This window comes from Idiomarina sp. Sol25 (assembly GCF_033052775.1).
GTDB lineage: Bacteria > Pseudomonadota > Gammaproteobacteria > Enterobacterales > Alteromonadaceae > Idiomarina.
In genome coordinates, this window is sequence record NZ_JAUPEW010000009.1 from 1 (window position 1) to 22,723 (window position 22,723).

The 22,723-nt window shown below is 48.5% G+C and carries 21 protein-coding genes, 2 tRNA genes and 1 other annotated feature; of the genes, 9 read left to right on the plus strand and 14 right to left on the minus strand.

Annotation, left to right across the window (positions count from 1 at the left end; translation table 11 throughout):
- Window positions 1–108 precede the first annotated feature (108 nt).
- Together Q5L94_RS11545 and Q5L94_RS11550 are read left to right on the plus strand one after the other, a co-directional pair.
- Window positions 109–184 (plus strand) — tRNA-Glu (locus Q5L94_RS11545).
- 35 nt (window positions 185–219) lie between these two features.
- Window positions 220–295 (plus strand) — tRNA-Glu (locus Q5L94_RS11550).
- Window positions 296–340: 45 nt separating this feature from the next.
- On the opposite strand, the gene Q5L94_RS11555 is transcribed toward Q5L94_RS11550, so the two are convergent.
- On the minus strand, window positions 341–958 hold the full coding sequence (locus Q5L94_RS11555; RefSeq protein ID WP_317498546.1) for an arylesterase: 618 nt from the start codon (window positions 956–958) through the stop codon (window positions 341–343).
- Between the two features lie 3 nt (window positions 959–961).
- On the opposite strand from Q5L94_RS11555, the gene Q5L94_RS11560 reads away from it, so the two are divergent.
- The 4 genes from Q5L94_RS11560 to Q5L94_RS11575 all read left to right on the plus strand — a co-directional run bounded on the left by Q5L94_RS11560 (window position 962) and on the right by Q5L94_RS11575 (window position 5,520).
- Window positions 962–1,642 carry an ABC transporter ATP-binding protein gene (locus Q5L94_RS11560; RefSeq protein ID WP_317498547.1) on the plus strand — a complete coding sequence of 227 codons (681 nt, stop codon included), beginning with the start codon at window positions 962–964 and terminating at the stop codon, window positions 1,640–1,642.
- Window positions 1,632–4,136 carry an ABC transporter permease gene (locus Q5L94_RS11565; protein ID WP_317498548.1) on the plus strand — a complete coding sequence of 835 codons (2,505 nt, stop codon included), beginning with the start codon at window positions 1,632–1,634 and terminating at the stop codon, window positions 4,134–4,136. The genes Q5L94_RS11560 and Q5L94_RS11565 overlap by 11 nt, the downstream gene beginning before the upstream one ends.
- 22 nt (window positions 4,137–4,158) lie before the next feature.
- The gene (locus Q5L94_RS11570; RefSeq protein WP_317498549.1) at window positions 4,159–5,049 is read left to right on the plus strand and encodes a TIGR01777 family oxidoreductase; all 891 of its coding nucleotides are present in this window, start codon (window positions 4,159–4,161) and stop codon (window positions 5,047–5,049) included.
- A 63-nt stretch (window positions 5,050–5,112) separates the two neighbouring features.
- On the plus strand, window positions 5,113–5,520 hold the full coding sequence (locus Q5L94_RS11575; RefSeq protein ID WP_317498550.1) for a septal ring lytic transglycosylase RlpA family protein: 408 nt from the start codon (window positions 5,113–5,115) through the stop codon (window positions 5,518–5,520).
- 26 nt (window positions 5,521–5,546) lie between these two features.
- Here Q5L94_RS11575 and Q5L94_RS11580 read toward each other — a convergent pair whose 3' ends face one another.
- From Q5L94_RS11580 to Q5L94_RS11640, 13 genes are all read right to left on the minus strand, one after another.
- Window positions 5,547–6,161, minus strand: coding sequence for a thiol:disulfide interchange protein DsbA/DsbL (locus Q5L94_RS11580; RefSeq protein WP_317498551.1), 615 nt, complete (start codon window positions 6,159–6,161; stop codon window positions 5,547–5,549).
- Between the two features lie 66 nt (window positions 6,162–6,227).
- On the minus strand, window positions 6,228–7,355 hold the full coding sequence (locus Q5L94_RS11585) for a DSD1 family PLP-dependent enzyme (RefSeq protein ID WP_317498552.1): 1,128 nt from the start codon (window positions 7,353–7,355) through the stop codon (window positions 6,228–6,230).
- 25 nt (window positions 7,356–7,380) lie between these two features.
- Window positions 7,381–8,643, minus strand: a complete 1,263-nt coding sequence (locus tag Q5L94_RS11590) for an MgtC/SapB family protein (RefSeq protein ID WP_317498553.1) — start codon at window positions 8,641–8,643, stop codon at window positions 7,381–7,383.
- Between the two features lie 41 nt (window positions 8,644–8,684).
- A complete protein-coding gene (locus Q5L94_RS11595) occupies window positions 8,685–9,533 on the minus strand; it encodes an alpha/beta fold hydrolase (RefSeq protein WP_317498554.1) in 849 nt (282 codons plus the stop codon).
- 18 nt (window positions 9,534–9,551) lie between these two features.
- Window positions 9,552–9,854: a YciI family protein gene (locus Q5L94_RS11600; protein WP_317498555.1), complete on the minus strand. Its 303-nt coding sequence runs from the start codon at window positions 9,852–9,854 to the stop codon at window positions 9,552–9,554.
- Window positions 9,854–10,396 carry a septation protein IspZ gene (gene ispZ / locus Q5L94_RS11605; RefSeq protein WP_317498556.1) on the minus strand — a complete coding sequence of 181 codons (543 nt, stop codon included), beginning with the start codon at window positions 10,394–10,396 and terminating at the stop codon, window positions 9,854–9,856. The genes Q5L94_RS11600 and ispZ overlap by 1 nt, the downstream gene beginning before the upstream one ends.
- A 20-nt stretch (window positions 10,397–10,416) precedes the next feature.
- Window positions 10,417–11,226: a tryptophan synthase subunit alpha gene (gene trpA / locus Q5L94_RS11610; RefSeq protein WP_317498557.1), complete on the minus strand. Its 810-nt coding sequence runs from the start codon at window positions 11,224–11,226 to the stop codon at window positions 10,417–10,419.
- Window positions 11,223–12,446 carry a tryptophan synthase subunit beta gene (gene trpB, locus Q5L94_RS11615; protein ID WP_317498558.1) on the minus strand — a complete coding sequence of 408 codons (1,224 nt, stop codon included), beginning with the start codon at window positions 12,444–12,446 and terminating at the stop codon, window positions 11,223–11,225. The genes trpA and trpB overlap by 4 nt, the downstream gene beginning before the upstream one ends.
- Window positions 12,443–13,897, minus strand: coding sequence for a bifunctional indole-3-glycerol-phosphate synthase TrpC/phosphoribosylanthranilate isomerase TrpF (gene trpCF / locus Q5L94_RS11620; protein WP_317498559.1), 1,455 nt, complete (start codon window positions 13,895–13,897; stop codon window positions 12,443–12,445). Before trpCF ends, trpB begins: the two co-directional genes overlap by 4 nt.
- Complete coding sequence (gene trpD / locus Q5L94_RS11625) at window positions 13,890–14,903, minus strand: anthranilate phosphoribosyltransferase (RefSeq protein ID WP_317498560.1); 1,014 nt, start codon at window positions 14,901–14,903, stop codon at window positions 13,890–13,892. Before trpD ends, trpCF begins: the two co-directional genes overlap by 8 nt.
- Complete coding sequence (locus Q5L94_RS11630) at window positions 14,900–15,535, minus strand: anthranilate synthase component II (RefSeq protein WP_317498561.1); 636 nt, start codon at window positions 15,533–15,535, stop codon at window positions 14,900–14,902. Before Q5L94_RS11630 ends, trpD begins: the two co-directional genes overlap by 4 nt.
- A complete protein-coding gene (locus Q5L94_RS11635) occupies window positions 15,535–17,133 on the minus strand; it encodes an anthranilate synthase component 1 (protein WP_317498562.1) in 1,599 nt (532 codons plus the stop codon). The genes Q5L94_RS11630 and Q5L94_RS11635 overlap by 1 nt, the downstream gene beginning before the upstream one ends.
- A gap of 55 nt (window positions 17,134–17,188) precedes the next feature.
- Window positions 17,189–17,293, minus strand: a sequence feature (Trp leader region).
- 128 nt (window positions 17,294–17,421) lie between these two features.
- Window positions 17,422–18,957, minus strand: coding sequence for a S10 family serine carboxypeptidase-like protein (locus tag Q5L94_RS11640; protein ID WP_317498563.1), 1,536 nt, complete (start codon window positions 18,955–18,957; stop codon window positions 17,422–17,424).
- A gap of 122 nt (window positions 18,958–19,079) precedes the next feature.
- Between Q5L94_RS11640 and Q5L94_RS11645 the strand changes: the two genes are divergently transcribed.
- From Q5L94_RS11645 to Q5L94_RS11655, 3 genes are all read left to right on the plus strand, one after another.
- Window positions 19,080–19,778 carry a hypothetical protein gene (locus tag Q5L94_RS11645; RefSeq protein ID WP_317498564.1) on the plus strand — a complete coding sequence of 233 codons (699 nt, stop codon included), beginning with the start codon at window positions 19,080–19,082 and terminating at the stop codon, window positions 19,776–19,778.
- Window positions 19,779–19,858: 80 nt separating this feature from the next.
- Window positions 19,859–21,880 (plus strand): NADPH-dependent 2,4-dienoyl-CoA reductase, encoded by a 2,022-nt coding sequence (locus Q5L94_RS11650; protein ID WP_317498565.1) that lies wholly within the window; start codon window positions 19,859–19,861, stop codon window positions 21,878–21,880.
- The gene (locus Q5L94_RS11655) at window positions 21,880–22,716 is read left to right on the plus strand and encodes a PHP domain-containing protein (RefSeq protein WP_317498566.1); all 837 of its coding nucleotides are present in this window, start codon (window positions 21,880–21,882) and stop codon (window positions 22,714–22,716) included. The genes Q5L94_RS11650 and Q5L94_RS11655 overlap by 1 nt, the downstream gene beginning before the upstream one ends.
- The last annotated feature ends 7 nt before the right edge of the window (window positions 22,717–22,723 follow it).

Here is a 22,723-nt window from a genome sequence, read left to right on the forward strand (position 1 = left end):
TCCCCTTCGTCTAGTGGTCCAGGACACCGCCCTTTCACGGCGGTAACAGGGGTTCAAATCCCCTAGGGGACGCCATTCAAATACAAAAATGTAAAAAGTAATTTCTGCGTCCCCTTCGTCTAGTGGTCCAGGACACCGCCCTTTCACGGCGGTAACAGGGGTTCAAATCCCCTAGGGGACGCCATTACTTTTCAGCATGTATTAAATTAAGTTCCATGGGTCCCCTTCGTCTAGTGGCCTAGGACACCGCCCTTTCACGGCGGTAACAGGGGTTCAAATCCCCTAGGGGACGCCACTTAAATCAACCGCCCGCAGGCGGTTTTTTTGTTTCTGGCTTTCGCTACTGCGCCAACTCCAGCAAATAAGGTTCCAGAAAATCAGCTATCTTCGGCTGGGCTTCCGCGGTGGGGTGAATACCATCATCCTGCACATAATCTGGGTTGGTCGCTATTTGCTCCATAAAAAAGGGGATAAGCGTTACATTTTTTTCTTCTGCAACTTCCTCAAACATTTTTCGGAACTGTTCAGCAAAACGCTGACCATAGTTTGGTGGCACCATAACCTGACTTAAACCGACTTTAACGCCTTGTTGCTGCGCCTGGTCGATGATCTGTTTCAAATTTGAACGAACTGTGTTTAGGTCGAACCCACGAAGTCCGTCATTACCACCCAGCTCAATAAATAATGCATCGGGTTGATGACGCTCTAAAACGCCTTCTAAGCGACGCAAACCACCACGAGTGGTTTCGCCACTAATGCTGGCGTTAATGATGTTAATATCGGGGTGAGAGCTCTCCCAGCGGCGATCTAACTCGGCAACCCAGGTTTGTTCCTGAGAAAGCCCATAACCGGCGCTTAAGCTGTCACCTAAAACGACAAGTGAGACATTTGCGGAAACGCTGCGTATAACCAACAACAGCGCTAAAAATAAACACGTTTTCAAAAGGAAGTTTTTCATTTTATGCTCATTCAAGCTCAACAACTGGAAAAAACCGTAGACACCTCTGAGGGTCCATTACAGATTCTGCAGCCAATTAACGCCAGTATCAATGCCGGTGACACCGTAGCTATTGTTGGCGCTTCCGGTTCAGGTAAGTCGACGTTATTGTCACTACTGGCGGGTTTAGACCTCGCATCCTCCGGAGAGGTTCTTATAGAGAACGAAAAATTAAGCGAATTGGATGAGGAGCAGCGGGCAAAAGTTCGCGCAGACAAAGTCGGCTTCATTTTCCAGTCGTTCCTGCTGGTACCTAGCTTAAGTGCCTTAGAGAACGTTATGCTGCCGGCGGAACTGGCCGGTCATAAGGGAGCAGAAAAAGAAGCCCGGGAACTGTTGGCAAAAGTGGGGCTGGAAGATCGCTGGCACCATTACCCGAACCAGTTGTCTGGCGGTGAGCAACAACGAGTCGCTATAGCCAGAGCCTTTGTCGGACAACCCAAAATTCTGTTTGCTGATGAACCTACCGGTAACCTTGATGCGAAAACCGGCGGCAAAGTTGAAGAATTGCTTTTCGACTTAAACAAGGATTACGGTACCACACTCGTTGTGGTCACTCACGATCAGCGACTTGCAGAGCGCTGTCAGCGCGTGTTGCAAATGGACGCCGGGCAGTTATCGGAGGCAGCTCAGAATGTGGCATAAGATTTCATTTCGTCTGTTAAAGCAGGAGCTGAGACGCGGCGAACTGACCATTATGGCACTGGCCATTATATTATCGGTTACCGCGGTATTGTCGTTATCGATATTCAGTGATCGGCTGCAGGCCGGGCTTACTGAACGTAGCAGTGAATTTTTAGCAGCGGACAGAGTATTAAGCTCCAGACGGGATATTCCGCAGGAATGGCTTGAACAAGCCGGTCAAATGCAGTTGGAAACGGCCTGGAAAGTGGTTTTTAATTCAATGGCTTTTGCTGACGGAAACATGACCCTGGTTGATATTAAAGCCGTGAGTAACGGTTATCCGCTACGCGGTGAGCTGGAAATAGCGGATCAACCTTTTGGACAGGGTTATGTTGCTGAGGGCCTCCCTGCAGAAGGTGAAGCCTGGGTGGCGTCGCAGCTGTTTCAGGCGCTGCAGTTAGATATTGGCGACGATATTGAAGTCGGCAACAGCAGCTTTAAAGTCACTAAGGTCATTACGTATGAACCTGACGTCGGCTTTTCAGTTTTTACTGACAGTCCAAATGTACTGATTCGCCATTCGCAGCTGGAAGAGACCGGCTTGATCCAGCCAGGTAGCCGGGTGCGCTTTAATGTGCTGATGGCTGGTAATAACAACGATATTGATGCTTACGAAGAATGGCTCTTACCACGCCTGAATGACGATACACACAGCTGGCGTAGTATTGAAGACGGGAATAGTCCGTTGTCGCGTTCTCTGAACCGTGCTGAGCGTTTTATGATGCTGGCAAGCCTGCTGGGTGTGGTTCTGGCTGCAACCGCCGTTGCGGTTGCAGCACAGCGTTATTGCCAGCGAAATTACGATGTGGTCGCCATATTCAAGACCTTAGGTGCCAGTCGTCAGCAAATCCGTCGTATTTTTATGCTGCACCTGTTGCTATTAACCGCTGCGAGTGTGGCCATCGGTATGGCGCTTGGCTGGGCTCTTCAGTATCTGGTTATTGAGTGGGTCGCACAGAAACTGGATGCGACTTTACCTCAGGCGGGCTGGCAGCCTTATGTTTTAGCCGGAGCCACCGGTGTTATAAGCGCCGTTATGTTTACTCTGTATCCGTTATTCCGGCTGGTCTCTATTCCGCCGCTGCGCGTATTGCACCGTCAGTTAACGGCGGGTAACGCGGTACGCTGGCTGCAATGGGTGTTAAGTGGCGGAACTATTTACGCATTGCTGGTTATTTACAGCCAGCAGTGGTGGTTGTCGACAGCCTTATTTGCAGGAGGTGCGGTTGCTGCCGTTCTACTTCTTGGGTTAGGTCGATTGTTTATTTCTGCCAGCCGCAAAGCCGGTATGCAGGCAGGCAGTAGCTGGCGTTTGGCTATGGCTGGCCTTCAGCGAAGAGCCGCAGCCAATAGCGTACAGATGCTCAGTTTTTCGACGGCCATTATGCTGCTCTTGCTCGTTATTGTTTTGCGTAACGACTTACTGGAAGACTGGAAAAGTCAGTTACCGGAAGATGCACCGAACTATTTTGCTATTAATATCGCTGAAGATAAAGTCGATGATATGCAGACTATGTTTGAGCGGGAGAACATTCCGTCGACGGATCTGTATCCTATTGTACCAGGGCGTTTAACCCATATTAATGGGGAGAAGCTGCTAGACGAAGTCACCAAGGAAGATCGCGACGACAATGAAGCGGAAGGCCGCGAGGGCGTAGGACGGGAGCTTTCACTGACCTGGCGGGATACTTTGCCACCCAACAATGAACTTACAGCCGGTGAGTGGTGGGGAGACAATGCTGAACCTCAAGTTTCGGTTGAACTAAATGTATCCGAACGACTGGATATAAAAGTGGGTGATGAACTACGCTTTAACTTAGGTGGCGAAGAGTTCACTGTGCCTGTAACCAGTTTACGTAAAGCCGACTGGAATACCCTGCAGCCAAACTTTTACATGATCTTTAACACTTCGACACTGGAAGATTTTCCGGCAACTTACATCACCAGCTTTAGGTTAGGTGAAGACCGAAAAGACGAATTGTACCAATTGTTTAAACCTTTTCCGCAAACGTCGTTGATTGATCTGGACGCTATGATTAATCAGATTCGTGAAGTGATTGGACAGGTCAGTTTAGCCATTGTTTTTGTACTGGTGCTGGTCATTATTGCCGGAGCTTTAGTGCTGGTTGCGCAGGTGCAGGCCAGTATGGAAGAACGGCAGAAAGAACTGGTGATTCTGCGCACGCTCGGAGCGCCGGGTAAATTATTGAGTCGCAGTATTACTTATGAGTTTTTGGTGCTTGGGGCAATTAGCGGGCTAATAGCAACCTTAGCCATGGAAGTCTCGCTATTTATATTGCAAAACCAGGTGTTCAATATGACGCCAGTTATTCATTGGAAACTTTGGTTGTTAGGACCGGTATTTGGTGCTGTTGTGGTGGCTGTTTTAGGTCGTTTATCCTGCCACCGGCTCATTCAGAGAAATACGGCGCAGCTAATACGTAAGCTGGCCTGATGGAATTTAAAAGAGGTGACCGATGAACATTTTAATGACAGGTGGAACCGGGCTTATTGGCTCAGCTTTTATTCATAAGTATCAGAACACGCACCAGTTTACGGTGACCACTCGCAACAAAGAAGGGGCGAGAAAAAAGCTGGGCGACAATGTAACTTTGCTGTCTTCGGTCGATGAGATTGCTGATATTGGTCAGTTTGATGCGATTATAAACTTACAGGGCGAAGGTATTGCTGATAAACGTTGGTCTGATTCCCGTAAGCAAGCTTTAAAAGACAGTCGTTGGCAGGTTACAGAAAAGCTCGCCGTCATGATTAACAAAGCAGAAAAGCCGCCTAAAGCCTTTTTGAGTGGCTCGGCAATTGGCTATTATGGCCCGCATGATGCGGAGCCGGTTAATGAAGACCATGTCGCTGAACATAAGGACTTTGCGGTCACTTTGTGTCAGGGGTGGGAGCGACGAGCCCTGGCTGCGGAGAAGGCTACTCGTGTGGTTTTACTGCGTACCGGTGTCGTTTTGGCAAAAGGTGAAGGGGCTTTAGCTAAAATGCTGCCGCCTTATAAGTTTGGTTTAGGCGGCCCGTTGGGTGAGGGCAATCAGATGATGTCCTGGATCCAGCTGGACGATATGATTCGAGCTATTGAGTATTTGTTGGAGCACGATAATTTGTCCGGGCCCGTAAATATGACGGCGCCAGGACCGGTGACTAACGAAGCCTTTAGTCGTACCCTGGCATCGGTTATGAATAAACCGCACTTTATGAGAGTACCGGCGTTTGTTCTTAAGTTAGGCCTGGGTGAAATGTCGTCGATGCTACTTGAAGGGCAAGCTGTGGTGCCGGATAAACTGCGCAATCATGGCTTTCAGTTTGAGTATCCGACAGTTCGTGAAGCTTTTAAGGTAAGTGTATAATTCTTTACACGTCTTTTGGGTTTCTTAACGGACAGTGTTTTCTGAACTCAGTAAAATTAAGAAATGAAAACAAAAAACCAGTATCCACTTAAACAATTCACCCTTGGCGTTGGCATTTTTATGCTGGCGCTTACCGGGTGTACTTCAATTCCCGCTGAAAGTCCTCAAAACTTAGTGGGTTCTCAAGAGTCTGGTAAAGCCTCTTATTACGCTATGAAATACCAATTCAGAACGACCGCAAGCGGTGAGACTTATAACCACTTTTCCAGCACCGCAGCTCACCGAACCTTGCCGTTTGGAACCAAAGTACGTGTCACCAATATTGCTAACAATAAAAGCGTCGTGGTCAAAATTAATGACCGCGGACCTTTTATTGACGGCAGAGTTATTGATTTGTCGCGTTCCGCTTTCGATAAAATAGCTGATCTTGATTTAGGTGTTATCAAAGTGACTACTGAGGTTATCAGGTAACGTTATTTGCTGTTTTTTCTGATAACTCACTTATCCATCAACTGCTCAATAACGAGCTTTAAGTCACCGATAAGATCATCGCTGTCGCGAAATCCATTCATCAGAATTTTGTATTTGCCGTTCACAATCAACGTTGGAGTACCGGTAATATTTTTATCGCGGACGTCTTTTTCCATCTGTTTGGCGCGAGCTTTGACCGAAAAGCTATTAAACCCACGGTTAAACTCGCTTTCAGAAACGCCTGCCTGAACAAATATGTCTTTAATTTTTTCCTGTGTATCAATTGACTGGCGTTGTCCAAATTGCCGTTCGAAAATACGCTCGCTAATAGCTTGCTCTTTATTCAGCATTAAGGCCAATGAGTAAGCTTGAGTCATTTTGCTACCCATACCCGGTTTAGGGCTCAACCCTGAGGTGTGTGACTTCTTAAAGGCTTCAGGAAAGGTAGCGGCAAGCTCTTTTGCGATAGGTTCAAAACGGTAACAGGCCATGCAATAAAAAGAGAAGTACTCAATAATTTCAGGCTCAGATGAAGCTGAGGTATCAAGAACTTCGTAATGTTCGTTCTCGCTAAACTCTTTAGCCTGCAGTGTTACTGCTATAAATAGTGCGCAAACTAACGTCGTGATTCTTACTAACATAGTGAACTCCTTTTCGTTGTTCTTGGGCATTGAAGTATTGCAAGTAATGATTTCAAGAACAAGTAGTTACCAGCCAGTAATGCGTTGCCAGGTGTTATGTGAGCCGTCACTCATTAGCAAATGGTAAACCGGATGCATAGCTGCCGTAGCACAGGCGTGGTTAGGCAAAATGCGTAGCTGATCGCCAACGGGGAAGTCTTCTAATGGGTAAGCGTCGTTTAACTCTATAACGCCGTGCTCTTGCGAGGTGCTGTTAACACAAAGGTCATTAAGCACTGAACCGTCTGCTCTGCACACTTGTCCGTAGCCAAAGTCCTGACGCTGACCAGCGGTACCGCGATCACGCGATAGCGCCATCCAGCCGCTATCGGTCAGCAGCCAATTCTTCTCTTTGTTGTGGCCAATGACTGTTGTGACCACTGACATGGCTATATCAGAAAAGTCGCATACACCGATGTTTTTCATCACTAAATCAAAGGTGGTGTAAACGCCGGCTCTGACCTCACTTATGTCACTAAAGTCCTCGCCAAAATGAGCTGTCGGCGTTGAACCAACGCTGGTTATAGCGCAGCGAATACCGGCGGTTTTCAGCTTGTCTTGTGCCATTCGAACGGCATCGCATTCTTGTTTGGCGAAGTTTTTTAACCCTTGTTCCGTATTGCAGGCGTATGAGCCCCCGGCGTGGGTCATTAAGCCGGTAAAATGTGAGCCTAAAGATTTGGCGATAGTGATTAGTTGAGGAGCCTGAGGTTTAATACCGCCACGGTGGTCATCGCTGTCTATTTCAATAAAAACGGAAAAGTCTTGCCCGAACTCAGCAGCAAAATCAATAACCGCCTGCGCCTGTGTCATATTGTCTAACAGAACATGAAGGTTAATACCTTGCTGCCTTAGTGCGGCTACTCGCCTCAGTTTTGCCGGCGCTATGCCAACAGCATAAAGTAAATCGGTATAACCTGCCTTCGCGTAGGCCTCTGCCTCAGCTAAAGTTGATACCGTGGCCGGAGCATTCTTATTATCGAGTAGATATTCAGCCGCTTCCAGAGTACGCAGAGTTTTCAAGTGCGGGCGTAAATGACTTCCCAGTGACTCAACCCGTTGTTTAAGATACCGAATGTTACTCTTCAATTGAGCTTCATCGATGAGCAAATAAGGTGTGTTCGGTTGTGATATCCAGTCAGGAGCGGATTTCATAGTGGTTGTCCTGCGTTTGTGATAACTAAAACTGCCAAAAGGCGTAAAGCAAGCCAGGAATAACGCTTAAAATCATGTAAACAGCGTAACGATAGTGCAGTTTAATGCCGGCAACAGAAGCGAACATAATGCCTTTAAGCAGAGTATTACTGACACAGGCTAAGATAATTCCCGTAGCGGCTACCTGGCGCGAGAGTTCACTCTGAGCTGAGCGTGACAGTGACAAGGTAATAGCGTCAACATCCATCAGACCGGATATTATAGCAAGGCCGTATATCCCGGCATCACCAAACCAGTTTTTCATTCCCTCAGCCAATAACAAAATAACCGCTAATAAAATACCAAATTGGATGGCGGTGGTTAGTTGCAGTGGGTTACTGATGGTTATCTCTCCGGTTTCGGTCGGAGACGTGCGTCTTTGTTGTCTATACATGAGTGCCATGACAGCTAATAACCCGGTGAACATAAGAAGAATAGGCGGCCACAATAGTGGTAAAAGTTCACGGTTAACCACAAAGACCTCAATAAGAACACGTGGGAACATAATGCTACAGGCGAGCAGCATGCCGCTGACGTAAATGACGCTCTGAGAGTTCTTTTTCGCAAAACGAGCCATAGTTAAGGTAACCGCGGTGGATGATGCGAAGCCTCCGGCGATTGCGGTGATTAAAGTGCCGCGCCTCTCTCCCAACAGTTGGGTAAACAGGTAGCCAATAAAAGACAGACCCGAAATTAAAACGACCATCCACCATAGCCAGTAGGGGTTCAATGCCTGCCAGGGACCGTACCCTTCATTTGGCAGCAAAGGCAGGACAACCACAGATATCAGCAGTAAAGTGATACCTGAGTAAAACGTCTTTGGTGAAATACGCTTAAGTAATTTGTGCAGACTCTTTTTATGGCCAAGAAGCGCAACCACGACAGCCCCGCAACTGAGCGCCGGTAGTGGGTCGCCGGAGGCTGCCCAAATTGCCAGCGCAAAAGTCAGCAGCATGGAGAATTCGGTAGTGATACCCGCGTCATCAGAGAGCTTGCTATGACTGATATAAGACGATGCAATGAGTATGGTTACAACAACGAACCCCGTAACGATAAGCCATACGCCCCATTGTTGAGCTAAAATGGCAAAAACGCCGCCACTAAGGCCTATTAAACTGAAAGTTCGCACACCGGCAACACGCGTGCCGTCATCACTGTCTCTGCCGCTCCAGCCGCGCTCAATGCCTATCATCAGACCGAGAGCAAGGGCTGCAAGCAAAGATAACGCCAGTTCAATTTGGTAGTGCATTACAAAGCGTCCTTATTAATTGCTTTAATTTTATAATGACTTTAATTGACTTGCAGGGCGCCCAGCAAGCGTTCACGCCAGAGAGACTCTTTGAATTGGCTGCGAAAAAAGTTGAAGTGACCAATACCTTTGCTCTTAGTCATTTCTGGATTCAGGTCTTGCAATACCTTGGGTGCATTAGGGTAGTGCGCGAGCAGGTTTTCGATATTGGATCGTTGCAGCAACTCGTCGTCAGTAATATGAAAGGCGCTGATGGGTGCCGAAAATACTTTATATCGGTCTTTCTGTTCCGTACTGATGTTATCAAACAAGTAGTCCTTACTGCGGCACCAGCGACTCCATTGTTTCATGGCTGCCGCTGGCATATCGCCGACCATATTTAAACGTTTACCCGGGAAATAACCGGCAATGGGTGTACTAATAGGGGCGGCAAAATACCAGAGTAACCACGATGTCCAACGAACCTGTTTACTGGCTTTCAACCAATAACCGGTACCGCTGGCTATGGTTATCATCTTATCTATCTTATTGGCGTTATGTGCCATGGCGACAATTTGCCCGCCCAGGCTGTGTGCCAGCCAGATTAAGGGCTCGCCCTTTTGGCAAGATTGCGCATAGTCAAGTACAGAGGTAATATCGAGCTCGGCCCATTCGGTAATGTCGGACTTAATTTGTTTCAGCGGTTTATCAACTGACTGGCCAATACCGTAGTAGTCAAAAGTAATGACCCGGTAACCTTGTTCGCTGAGCCACCGGGCTATGGGTTGGTAAAAACGTTGTTTTACACCTAACGCCGCAGCTATAACAACAGTGGCCTTAGGGCTCGATTCAGGTTCAAAGAGGACACAGTGCAGGTAGCGATTATTGGTGGTGAGTTCGACGCTCTGCATAGTAACTGATTAACTTGGTTAGTTCGGTAAAACGGCGTTAAATGGCTTAACCGTTGCTTTTTTATAGACACCGGCTTGCCAGTAAGGATCGTCGTTGGCCCATCGTTCCGCTTCTTCCTGAGTATCAAATTCAGCGATAACGACTGAGCCGGTAAAGCCCAGTACGCCTGGGTCAAGCTCTGCAATAGCCGGGCAGGGACCGGCAACCAGCAGCCTGCCGTCGTTTTGTAAGGCTTTTAAGCGCTCAAGGTGAGCAGGGCGTGCCTGCTTGCGACCTTCCAGTGAGTTTTCATGGTCTTCTGCGAAAATAACAAACCACATTAGTCCTGGGGCTCCTCATCAATGGCGTGATGGTACATATAGAATCCGGTACCAATTGTGAATACGAGTGAAATACCCAGTATGCCAAAGACTTTAAAGTTAACCCATGCCTCCTGGCTCCAGAATTCCGCAATGTAAAGGTTTACTGCTGCCAGTGCCAGACAGAATACGATCCAGGCGTAGGTTAAGCGGAACCAGGCCGTATCGGGCAGCTTTATATCTTTACCCATCATAGCCTGAATTGGACTGCGTTTTTTCCATATCAAGCCGCCTAAAAGCATGAGTGCTATGGCCACGTAAACGACGGATACTTTCATTTTAATGAACCAGTCGTCGTGTAATAACAGTGTTACTGCTCCAAATACCATTACTACAGCCAGTATTACCCAATGACGAGTCGTTATTGGCTGCTTAAGTAGCTTCAGCGTCAGAATTTGTAACACAGTACCTGCCATTAGCACGCCGGTAGCGACGTAAATATCGGCCATTTTGTAAAACACAAAAAAAGCGATTATGGGTAAATATTCTAACAACAGGGCCATTAACTACTCCGGTGGCAACTTTAAGACAATTGGGTTGCGGCCTTCATACCTTTTACAAAAGCTTTCAGGTCCGCTATTTGCTGCGCATTATTGTCGAGGTTTTTCTCGATAAGCGCAACCACAGCCGAGCCACTAATGGCACCGTCTGCGCCTGCTGCTAACGCTCGCTGAACATGTTCAGGCTGGGATATACCAAACCCAAGCAACGTCGGTGGCGCACCGGCTTCCTTCAGTTTGTTAATCAGTTCCGACGCAGGTGCCTGCATTTGTGTGTCAGCGCCGGTAACCCCTGAGCGACTCAGTAGATAAACATAGCCGGCACATTGCTTCGCAATATCAATTAACAGCGCATCACTGGCGTCTGGTGGCGCAATAAACACCGCTTCAACTCCAATTTCTTTGGCTATGTCGGCGAAGCGCTTGGCTTCTTTGGTCGGAACATCAGCAATAAGTACTGAATCTACGCCAGCATCTTTCATTTGCTGATAAAAGTTGCGAACACCTTTCGCGTAGATGAGGTTTGCGTAAACCAATAAACCTATCGGTATCTGTGGTGAATAGTCTCTAACTTCCTTTAAAATCTCTAAAATGTGTTTAAAGGTTGTTCCCGACTCTAAGGCTCGTAAATTTGCCCGCTGGATCATGGGGCCATCGGCAACCGGGTCCGAAAATGGCAGGCCGAGTTCCAGTGCATCGGCACCGCCATCAATAAGAGCCTTGATAACTTCCACACTTTGCCCGGGAGTTGGGTCACCAAGCGTGACAAAAGGCACGAAGGCACCCTGGTTATTAGCTTTTAACTGTGCGAAACAGGTTTCATACCGGCTCATTTTTGTTCTCCTTTCGCGCTAACTTCAGCATTTTCCTGAGCACTAAAAATACGACGTACGTGGTCAATGTCTTTATCGCCGCGGCCGGATAAGTTAAGTAATAATATTTCCGGAGCGTCCGGTTCGGCGGCCCGTTTGAGCGCGTAAGCCAGCGCATGAGCGGGTTCCAGCGCAGGAATAATGCCTTCATGACGGGAGAGCAGTTTAAAGGCTTCCAGCGCTTCTTCATCGGTTACTGACTCGTAACGCGCGCGGCCACTTGCTTTTAAATGCGCATGTTGAGGGCCCACGCCAGGGTAGTCCAGACCGGCTGATACTGAATAGGACTCTTCAATTTGTCCTTCGCCGTCCTGCATTAGAAACGACAGGCAACCATGCAAAATTCCGGGTTTACCTGCAGCCAGTGTGGCGCCGTGCTGCTTGGTTTCCACGCCTTTACCTGCGGGCTCAACACCCACTAGATCAACACCCTCTTCGTCGATAAAATCGGCGAACATGCCAATAGCGTTGGAGCCGCCGCCGACACAGGCAATAACTTCGTCCGGTAAGCGACCCGCCTGCTCTATAATCTGGGCTTTAGCTTCTTCGCCAATCATGCGGTGAAATTCACGCACTATAGTCGGGAAGGGGTGTGCGCCTGCAGCTGTCCCTAATAAGTAATGGGTGTCGGGGTAACTTGCAGTCCAGTCACGCAGAGCTTCATTGACCGCATCTTTCAGCGTACCGCTGCCGGTGTCCACAGGTACCACTTTTGCGCCCATTAATTCCATGCGAAAAACATTGGGCTGCTGGCGCTCAACGTCTTTTTTGCCCATATAAATAATGCATTCCAGGTCCAGCAGGGCACAGGCAAGGGCTGTTGCGGTACCGTGCTGTCCGGCGCCGGTTTCGGCGATAATGCGCGTTTTGCCCATGCGCTTAGCCAGTAACGCTTGTCCCAGCACCTGGTTGGTTTTGTGGGCGCCGCCATGAAGTAAGTCTTCACGTTTAAGGTAAATTTTGGTTTTATTCGGGCTGTTCAGCGGCAGGTTACGGCACAAACTCAGTGGTGTCGGTCTGCCTAAGTAGTTTTTCAGTAATCCGCGAAACTCAGCCTGAAATTCTTCGTCCTGCTGCGCTTCGATAAAGGCCTGCTCCAACTGCTCTAATGCCGGTAGCAAGATTTCAGGAACGAACTGGCCGCCGAAATCGCCAAAATAAGCGGGTAATGACTGACTCATACAGCCTCCTGTTGGGTATTCTTGTTTAAAAGATGACTTTCTGAAAAACGACCATAATGGCGGATTTTCGTGAATGTTTGAGCTACTTTTCGGCTGTTTTTAATGCCGGGTTTCCATTCGGCTTGTGAGTTGATGTCCACTCCGGCAAAGCCTAATTCAATTGCACTGGCAATACTGTCGGGGCCAATCCCCCCGGCTAGCAAACAGCGTTGACGTTCTTCAGTACTTAATGGTTCCAGCAACTCCCAGTTAAAAGCCTTGCCGCTGCCGCCACCGCGGTTGTCCAGAACAAAAGCGTCAACCGGAAGATCCGGCAATTGTGCCGGGCTTTCAATAGCTAAGGCTTTCCATATTTTTACTGCTTCCAGATCGGCCTGACGCAATTGTTGACGTAATTGAACCACATAGTCGATATCTTCATGACCATGCAGTTGAATAGCGGAAAGCCCGATTTTTTTAGCCGTGTCGATTAAGCTTTCTAATGGTTGGTCGGCAAAAACACCGACGTACTCGAGGCCAGGGGCTTCTGCTGTTATTTTCTTCGCCTGCTCCTGGGTCACGCAGCGGGGAGAGTGCTCAACAAATATCAGCCCCCCGAATACCGCACCCTGAGAACGTGCGTTTATAGCATCTTCAGCGCGAGTCAGGCCGCAAACTTTATTTTGCCCATAAAGCAGTTTGCGGGAGGCTAAATCAACGTCCGGCTGGGCGCTCAATGCGCTGCCGATAAGAAAGCCGTTAACAAAAGGGGCAACCCGGCGAATGTCGGCGTGCTCAGCAAAACCTGACTCTGCAATAAGTAAAGCATTTGGGGGAGCCAACGGAGCTAACTGCGCACTGCGTTTCGGGTCAATGCTCAAGTCTGTTAAGTCGCGGTGGTTAATTCCTATAATGTTTGCGTCCAGTTTTGCCGCACGTTTCATTTCCTCTTCGTTGGCAACTTCAGTGAGTACATCCATCGCGAGCGATTTGGCGATATCTCGCAGGGCGATATATTGTGTATCATCCAGGACTGATAACATAAGCAAAATAGCGTCTGCACCAAAGTAACGGGCACGATAAACCTGCTCTTCATCAATAAAAAAGTCTTTGCATAAAACCGGCTGGGTCACTTGTCGGCGCACGGCGGTCAGATAATCTAACCGGCCCTGAAAGAATTCAGGCTCAGTTAATACGGAAATTGCTGCAGCATACGGCTGGTAGCTTTTTGCCAACTGCGGTGCGTCAAAATTAGCCCGGATTAACCCTTTTGAGGGAGAGGCTTTTTTACATTCCAGAATAAAGCCTGCATGCTTACTGCTCAGAGCTTCAAATAAGCTGCGGTCACTCGGACTGAGTTGAGAGTGAATTTCCGCTAACGGCATCAGTTCAGCCTGAGCTTTGTTTTGCTCAACTTTGCGCTCAACAATGGTTTTAAGTACGTTCTTTTTTAAATTAATGGTCTCAGACATGGTACGTCTCCTGAGCATCTTGTACGCGACGTAAATGCAAGAGTGCCTGGCCGGTGTCTAAATGCTCCAGCGTTGCTGCGGTTGCGGCTTTCATATCGCTGTATTGTCCACTTAAATACAGCAAAGCGGCAACGTTCATTGCAACCGAGTGGCGCTGGGCCGGGCTACCGCCTCCGGCAAGAATGTCTTCCAGAATACGAGCGTTAAAGTCAGCGTCACCGCCTTTTAATTCGTCAAGCGGGGCGCTGGGAACACCAAAGTCACTAGGTGTCATCTGGTAGTCGTTAAGTTTGCCGTTGCGCAGTTCAATAACTCGCGTTGGGCCGTGCAAAGCCAGTTCATCCAGCCCGCTTCCGTGCACGACCATAGCACGTTTAAGCCCCAGTCGTTGCAGGGTTTCAGCCATTGGCCTTACCCATTCCTCACTATAAACGCCAAGCAGTTGAGCATCGGGGCGCGCGGGGTTAACTAAAGGACCAATCAGGTTGAATAAGGTGCGTGTTTTCAGCGTTTGTCTTACCGGCATCGCATGCTTAATGCCCGGGTGATAATGTGGAGCAAATAAGAAGCAAAAACCATTGTCGGCCAACTGAGTCGAGGCATCCGACGGGTCCAGATTAACGCGAAGTCTGAGTGCTTCGAGTACATCGGCCGATCCAGAACGTGAAGACACACTGCGATTACCATGTTTGGCCACAGCCAGACCCATACTGGCAGCAACCAAAGCCGCCGTCGTAGAAATATTGATGGTGTTGCTGCCATCGCCGCCGGTGCCGCAACTGTCGATGACCGTGGTGTCGGGGCGTAAAAATGGCTTCGCTGCGGATAATATGGCTTCCGCGGCGCCAGCTAATTCAGCGGGGGTTTCGCCCCGCATTTTCATAGCGATAAGCGCTGCGGATACCTGAATATCGTTGAGCTCGCCTTTAATTAAGCGCTGGAAGAACTCACGGGTTTGATCTTGTGTCAGAGCCTCACCAGACATCAGAGTTTGTAGGGCTTTCATGGCTTTGCTCCTGTTAATAAATACTGAATACTGTTGCTAAGTAATTGCTTTCCCTTTGGCGTTAGAAGCGATTCAGGGTGAAACTGAAAACCAATAGCATTGGTGTTGTTTTCTTCTTTACCGAAGAACTCAGCCGCCATAGGAATAGTATCGTCAGGGCCATCCAAACTGGCTATTACCCTCGCTGTGTCCGGAAGGTCGTAACCACTTAATGAGTGATAGCGCGCTACAACACATTGGTTGTTATCGGTTGCGGAGGTAAATACCGGATGCGTCACAGTGTCGACCTTAGCGGTTTTGCCATGAACAATTTCCCCACAGGTATCCACGCGGCCACCGGCGTGTTCAATGAGCGCCTGAAAGCCGAGGCAAATACCCAGCATGGGTATACGTCCGCTGCAGTATCGGATCACTTCCATTAAGTTGCCGGCGTTTGCCGGGTGCCCGGGGCCGGGTGACAAGCAGACCAGTTGAGGGCCACTGTAACTTTCCAGCTGTTCAATCACATCGGCTGCTGCCAGCTGGTTACGATAAACGACCAAGGGAAAGCCTAACTGGCGCAACTCATCCACCAGGTTGTACGAGAACGAGTCGACGTTATCTATCAGTACGATACGAGCTGACTGAGTCATTATATCGCCTCCTGGTCAGGTAAAGTGTGAGCCTGCTGAATTGCCAGGATAACGGCTTTAGCTTTGTTCTCGGTTTCGGCGACTTCGCTGGCCGGATCCGAGTCATGCACCACGCCAGCACCGGCTTGCACTATGGCTTCGTTGTTTTTAACAAAAGCGGAGCGAATAACAATACAAGTATCCATGTCGCCATTCCCGGCCAGATACCCAACAGCGCCGCCATAGCTGCCGCGGCGTTGCTTCTCTACCTGACGAATGAGAGTCGCTGCGCTTACTTTGGGTGCACCTACCAAGGTGCCCATATTCATGCAGGCACGGTAAGCATGCAGCGCATCGCAGTCGTCTCGTAGTTTTGCCACCACGCGCGACACCAGATGCATGACATGAGAATAACGGTCAACCTGAAGTAGGTCTGCAACGTAACGAGTGCCGGTTTCGCTTATGCGGGCTAAGTCGTTGCGGGCTAAATCAACCAGCATTAAATGCTCTGCCAGTTCTTTTTGGTCTAGGCGCAGTTCCAGTTCCATGCGGCTGTCTAAATCCGGATTAATGCTGCCATCAGCGCTTTTCCCGCGCGGACGCGTGCCGGCTATAGGGTAAAGTTCTACCTGATTGGTGTCCTGCTGGTATTTCAATGCGGACTCAGGTGAGGCACCAAAGAGGGAAAAGTCTGGGTGACTCATAAAAAACATATAGGGCGAGGGGTTATTCTTTTTCAATTGCTGGTAAGCGGCTAACGTATCGGGGCAGGGCATTTTGAAACGTCGTGACGGCACCACCTGAAAAATATCGCCCGCGACAATGTTTTTTTTTAGCCGGGTAACAATGCGTGCAAATTCTTCCGCTGAGGGTGTCGCTGTTACTTGTACATCAACCGGCTGAGGCTGGGGTTCTATTACCGGTAACTGACAACGTGCAGCCAATTCTCCTATTCGCTGGCTCATAGCCTGATAACGTTGGTCGTGGCCTTTACCGCTGAACACACTGCCAAGCAGTTCAGTGGTTTGCTGCTGATGATCAATAATCAGCAAGGTTTCCGCCAGATAAAAGACGTAGTCAGGGCAGTTGTTTTCTCCTTCTTCAACTTCGGGTAACTGCTCGTAACTGGCAACAAAGTCATAGGCGAAAGCACCGCCAAGAAAAACCGAAAACGGATGCCGTTTTGCTGTGTCGTTGGCTTTATTGAGTTTTTGCTGCAGCAACCGAAGCGGTTCCATGTTACTGGTTTGACGCAAGCGGGAGTCTTCATCAAGCGGTGTATTGGCCGCACTGAAGGTTAATGTCAGTTGTTCAGGCGCTTTCTCAATGGCGGCGCTGTCTCTGAGCTGCTCTTCAATCCAGCTGAGCAGGGCAGCACCGTTGTCGGTCAGTCCATTAATAGTGACTTGCTGGTCGTTACAGGTAATTCTTAACGCCGCATCAATCAGGAGCAAGCTCTTTACTTGTTGCTTGGTGCCAATATCGGCTGAGTCCAGCAGTAAATGTTCACCTTGTGTGCTGCAAGTATTCTGAAATACCTTTAGTGGCTCCGCCTGATAAGGCAGTGATACTCGCAGTGTTTCTAAATTGCCGTTTTGTTCAGTTGTCAGGTTTTTCACCTCAGACCTCGTATTCTCTTGTTGTTGTTGTTCAAACCTGCTCCAGTGAAACGGCAATAAAAAACCCGCTCAAAGGAGCGGGTTTTTCAAAGTGAAGCTATTTACGTTACACGCACAACTACACCACCCGCTCGTTTGGGAAGTGCCACCACCAATGTTGTGTTGTTGTGCGTAAAAACATAAGTTGTATAGCTCTCTTAATTCAATTTAATGCTGACAAACTAACGCTTGCGCGAAAGTCTGTCAATAGTTGTTTTTATTTCTGTCTAGATTCTTTATTTATACTTTCTATTTATATTCTGCCGGTTTGCCTTTTGAATCAGATTTACGAATAAATTCGCGTAAATCATCATTCGCCTTCTCCAGGTCGGCACGGCGTAGATACATCATATGACCGCTACGGTAACCTTTAAAGTCGATACGGTCGCTCATTTGGGTGCTAGGATCCAAGTGCCACATGTTGTACTTCGCATCGAAGTAGTTAGTTGCACCGTCAAAGTAACCTGACTGAATTAACACATTCAGATAAGGGTTTTGCGCCATGGCCTGACGTAACTGTTTACCTGTGTTGTTATTTGAGCGATCCCAAGGATGAACCGGACCGAACATGTTGTATTTAATGTCGGTTACAAAGTCTAATTCTTCACGCAGATAGTAGTTAATAGCCGGCGTAAACGAATGTAACCATGACGTCAGCTCGGCGTTGTAGTCGGGACGGTCGCCTGAGCGCTTCTCATCAAGGCCTAAATAGCGTGAGTCAAGGCGGCCAATAGTGCGATCGCGGTCACGCAGGAGTTCTTTCCAGAAATACCAGGTGCTCGGTGCCAGATTGTTATCTAATACTGCTTGTTTCGACAAACCTGAATAATAAGCGACGCGCTCAGCCATTTGCTCGCGGGCTTCGCCGGTTAGCATGGCGCCTTTCGCCAGTGCCGGTAAGTACTGGTTCAGCGTGAATTGCTCAACTTCTGGTAGTAACTCGTCCAGATCCTTGCTTTGTAAGGCTTCAGGCAGCGCATCGTGATACCAGGCGGCTGCAGCAAAGTAAGGTAACTGGTTCGCTTGTTTTACCGGGCCGTCGCGGTCAATGCCGATGTCTGTTGGTGACACTAAAATCACACCATTTAAGTACATCCATTGACTGTTTTGAAGCTCTAAAGCAAGGCCAGACACGCGCGTTGTACCATAGCTTTCGCCAATTAAGTACTTAGGCGACTGCCAGCGGTTCATGCGTGAAGTAAAAGTATTCATCCATTCGGCAAGGTATTTCACGTCGGCATTAACGCCAAAAAACATGTCTTTTTGCTTCTCGCGAGAGGGCATTTCGCCATTTTCATTTGGCAACACGCGCGAGTAGCCGGTATTCACCGGGTTAATAAAAACAATGTCAGCTACATCGAGAATGGAGTGCGGGTTGTCCTGCACGCCATAAGGCTGAACCGGGTAACCTTCGTCACTCAGGTTTAGGACCTTTGGACCTGTGTAGGCAATGTGCATCCAGACCGATGCGGAGCCCGGGCCACCGTTAAAAGAGTAGACAACTGGGCGAGATTCACGGTTATCAACGTCCTGACGTTCGTAATAAGTATAGAATAACGATGCGGTCGGGTTACCTTCGTCATCCCACACGGGTTGAGTGCCGGCGGTGGCTGTGTAGTCCACGGTTTCGCCGTTAATTTCTACGCTGTGTTCGGTAACGACTTCGGTGTCGACCGGCAGCATGCGCTTGTGGTTATTTGGTACTTCTTCTGCAATAACGGGGGCAGAAACGACTGAGCAGCCCATTAGAGATAAAGAGGCAACTAAAGCGAGACTCTTTCGCATAATATTGTTCTCCGTTTTTATAATCTTGTCTCAGATTAACAAATAATTACTTTAAAGAGTCAAAGGTTATGCGATTATTGGGTTTATTCCTGCGACTGGAGCCTATTTAAATGAGGTCATCAATGAAACTTACAAATATAACACGGGCGGCTTGTTGGTTAGTTTTACCCTTGCTTAGCTTCTCAGTTGCGGCTCAGAATTTGTCTGATGCGATGAAAGAGGGGCTACAGACAATGGCTTCGGAGCAGTTAAATGCGGACCTGGAAGTAGGCGAACTTGAGGTTAACTCGTTAACCGATGGTCTGACCGTAAATAATGTTCGTTTTGCGACCCGGGTCAAAGCCTTGTCGGAGCCTGAAAATCAACTTCTGCTGGCTAAGCAGTTAATGCTAACGGGTGATTGGCAGGCGCTTGGCAGCAGCCGTGTGGATATTTCAAAAATTGAGATGTCCGGCGCTCAATTAACCGTCGCATATTATGATACTGGGCGCTCAAACTTGCATGAATTTCTAAAGCAAATGAGTGGTGTTAAAGTTCAAAAGATAAATTCGGTGCCTTTAAACTGGCGGGTTGATACGTGGTTGATGGAAGACGTTACCATTAACCTGTTTGATAAAGGTGAGCCTATTTTAAGTGTGCATGTTGATCAGCTTAAATTGAAAGACCTGCAGTCAATGCAAGACGCGAATGATCAGGTACAGGAACTGCTGTGGCCGATTTTTGAGCAGGTTTCGAAACAAGTGCGCAAAGGAACCCCGAACATACAAGTCGATAGCATAGCGCTTTCGCGGTTTTTATTGCGTGAAGCAATGGCGTTCTGAGCTTGAGTTAAACGGGTTTAAGCAGTAAAGTTAGAAAAATTAAACACCCGTTTAAAATAAGTTTAAAATAAGAGGTTGGCGTGGAAAAATCATACCCAAATTTACTGAAACCCCTGGACCTTGGTTTTACGACATTGAAGAACCGAGTTTTAATGGGCTCAATGCATACAGGCCTGGAAGAAGAAAAAAATGGCTTTAGTAAATTAGCCAGCTTTTATGAAGAGCGGGCGAAAGGTGGCGTTGGTCTTATTGTCACCGGCGGTATCAGCCCTAACTTTCGTGGGCGTCTGGCGCCTTTTGGCAGTGAAATGTCCAAACCCTGGCACGTGGGAAAACACCGTCAGGTAACCGACGCCGTTCACAAGTATGGCAGTAAAATATGCCTGCAGCTTTTGCATGCCGGGCGTTACAGTTATCATCCGTTTTCTTTGGCTCCCAGCGCTATAAAAGCCCCGATAAACCCATTTAAGCCAAAAGCCATGTCGGAGCGCCAGATTAAAAACACCATCAAGCATTATGCCCGCGGCGCAAAGCTGGCGCAGAAGGCTGGCTACGACGGTGTGGAAATCATGGGCTCGGAAGGTTACTTGATTAACCAGTTTTTGTGTCCAAGAACGAATAAGCGCGATGATAACTGGGGCGGCAGTTTCGAAAATCGTATGCGTTTCCCGTTGGAGATTGTTAAAGCTGTGCGCGCGGCTGTGGGTGAAAAATCGATTATTATTTTCCGTTTGTCGATGCTGGACTTAGTTGAAGACGGTCATCAGCTGGATGAAGTTCTGCAACTGGGTAAACTGCTGGAGCAGGCGGGTGTTACTATTATTAATACGGGTATTGGCTGGCATGAAGCCCGGGTACCAACCATTGTCACCTCGGTACCACGTGGCGCCTTCAGTTGGATAACTGAGCGCGTGCGCCGGGAATTATCGGTTCCTGTGGTGGCGGTTAACCGTATCAACACGCCGGAAATTGCTGAGCATATTCTGGAAAGCAACCAGGCCGATATGGTTTCAATGGCACGACCGTTACTGGCTGATCCGGAGTTTGTGAAGAAAGCGGAACAAGGTCAGTCTGAACGTATTAATACCTGTATTGCCTGTAATCAGGCTTGTCTGGACCATGTTTTTGAGAATAAAAGGGCGTCCTGTTTGGTTAACCCCAGAGCCTGTTTTGAGCAGGAACTGGTCATGAAGCCGGCGGAGCAGAAAAAGCGCATTGCGGTAATCGGTTCTGGTCCGGCAGGGTTAGCCTTTGCCTGTCATGCTGCAGAGCGCGGTCATCAGGTCGATTTGTACGACAAGTCCGAAGAAATTGGCGGTCAGTTTAACTACGCTAAACAGATTCCGGGTAAAGAAGAGTTTTATGAAACCCTGCGCTACTTTAAGTACCGCATTGAAGACACCGGGGTAAATTTGAAGCTTGGAAAAGAGCAGACTTGCGAAGGGTTGCTGGCAGAAAAATACGACGATGTGGTTCTGGCAACCGGTGTCAGTCCTCGCCAGGTGGATATTCCGGGTGTTGATTTGCCGCATGTGCTGGGTTACTTAGATGTCTTACGCGATCACAAAGCTGTGGGTAAAAAAGTGGCTGTGATTGGTGCCGGTGGCATTGGTTTTGATGTATCTGAATATCTGACCACTGAGAAGTCGCTGACACTGGATGAACCCGAGTGGTCAGAGCGTTGGGGGATTGATAAAAGCTACACTGATCGTGGCGGTCTGAAACCGCAGCAGCCAGAGCAAAGCCCGCGTCAGGTGTGGTTGCTTCAGCGAAAAGAGAGCAAAGTCGGTAAAGGCTTAGGTAAAACCTCTGGCTGGGTTCATCGCAACGAGTTAAAAAGTAAGTCTGTGAACATGTGGAATGGGGTGACTTATCATCGCATTGTGCCAGAAGGTATTGAAATAGAACGTGAAGGTGAAAAACAATTGCTGGAAGTCGATAATGTGATTATTTGTGCGGGGCAGGTACCGCAACGCTCCTTGCACGACGCGCTGCAGGCGGCCGGTCAGACTGTGCATCTAATTGGTGGTGCCGATGTCGCTGCCGAGCTCGACGCCAAACGCGCGATTCGTCAGGGTACAGAACTGGCGGCGGAGATTTAATGCCAGTTTACGATTTGCATTGTCACAGCACCTGTTCTGATGGCTCTCTATCAGTTTCAGAGCTTGTGCTGCGCGCTTGTGAGCAGAACGTCGATGTACTGGCGATAACCGATCATGATTGCGTTGACGGGCTGGCAGAAGCGAGTCGTCTCATCGAACATGATAACTTGCCGATTGAGCTGGTAAACGGTGTCGAAATCAGTTGTCGCTGGCACAGCTTTGAAATTCATATTGTTGGACTTAATATCGACCCGAGTGCGGAACCTTTAAAGGCTTTATTGAGCGAACAACAGCAACGTCGCTATAATAGATTCGATGCGATGCTGAAAAAGTTATATCAGCGGGGTGTCAGTTTATCAGCAGAAGAATGCCAGGCGGAAGGTTTGCCTACACGTAAGCACATTGCCGACGCTATGGTACGAAAAGGTATTGTCAGCAACCCACAAAAAGCTTTTGACCGCTTTATTGGCAAAGGCAATAGTGCCTATGTAAATCCTGAATGGTGTGATATTCCTACCGCGATAGAAGCTATCCATGAAGCCGGAGGGAAGGCGGTACTGGCGCATCCGCATGGCTACAAAATGTCGAATAAATGGCTGCGCAAGCTTTTAATACAGGGCAAAGAGTGGGGACTCGATGCCATGGAAGTCAGTTTGTGTCAGCAGTCTCCCGGTCACCGTGATGCCCTGGCGAAAATGAGCCAGGAATATGGCCTTTTAGCCTCGCAGGGCTCGGATTTTCACTATCCGGGGAATTGGCGCGAACTGGGTAAAAATCTTTGTCTACCAGCGGACTGTGTGCCAATATGGGAGCATTGGTCACAGTATCAGGATTGAGGTGAGA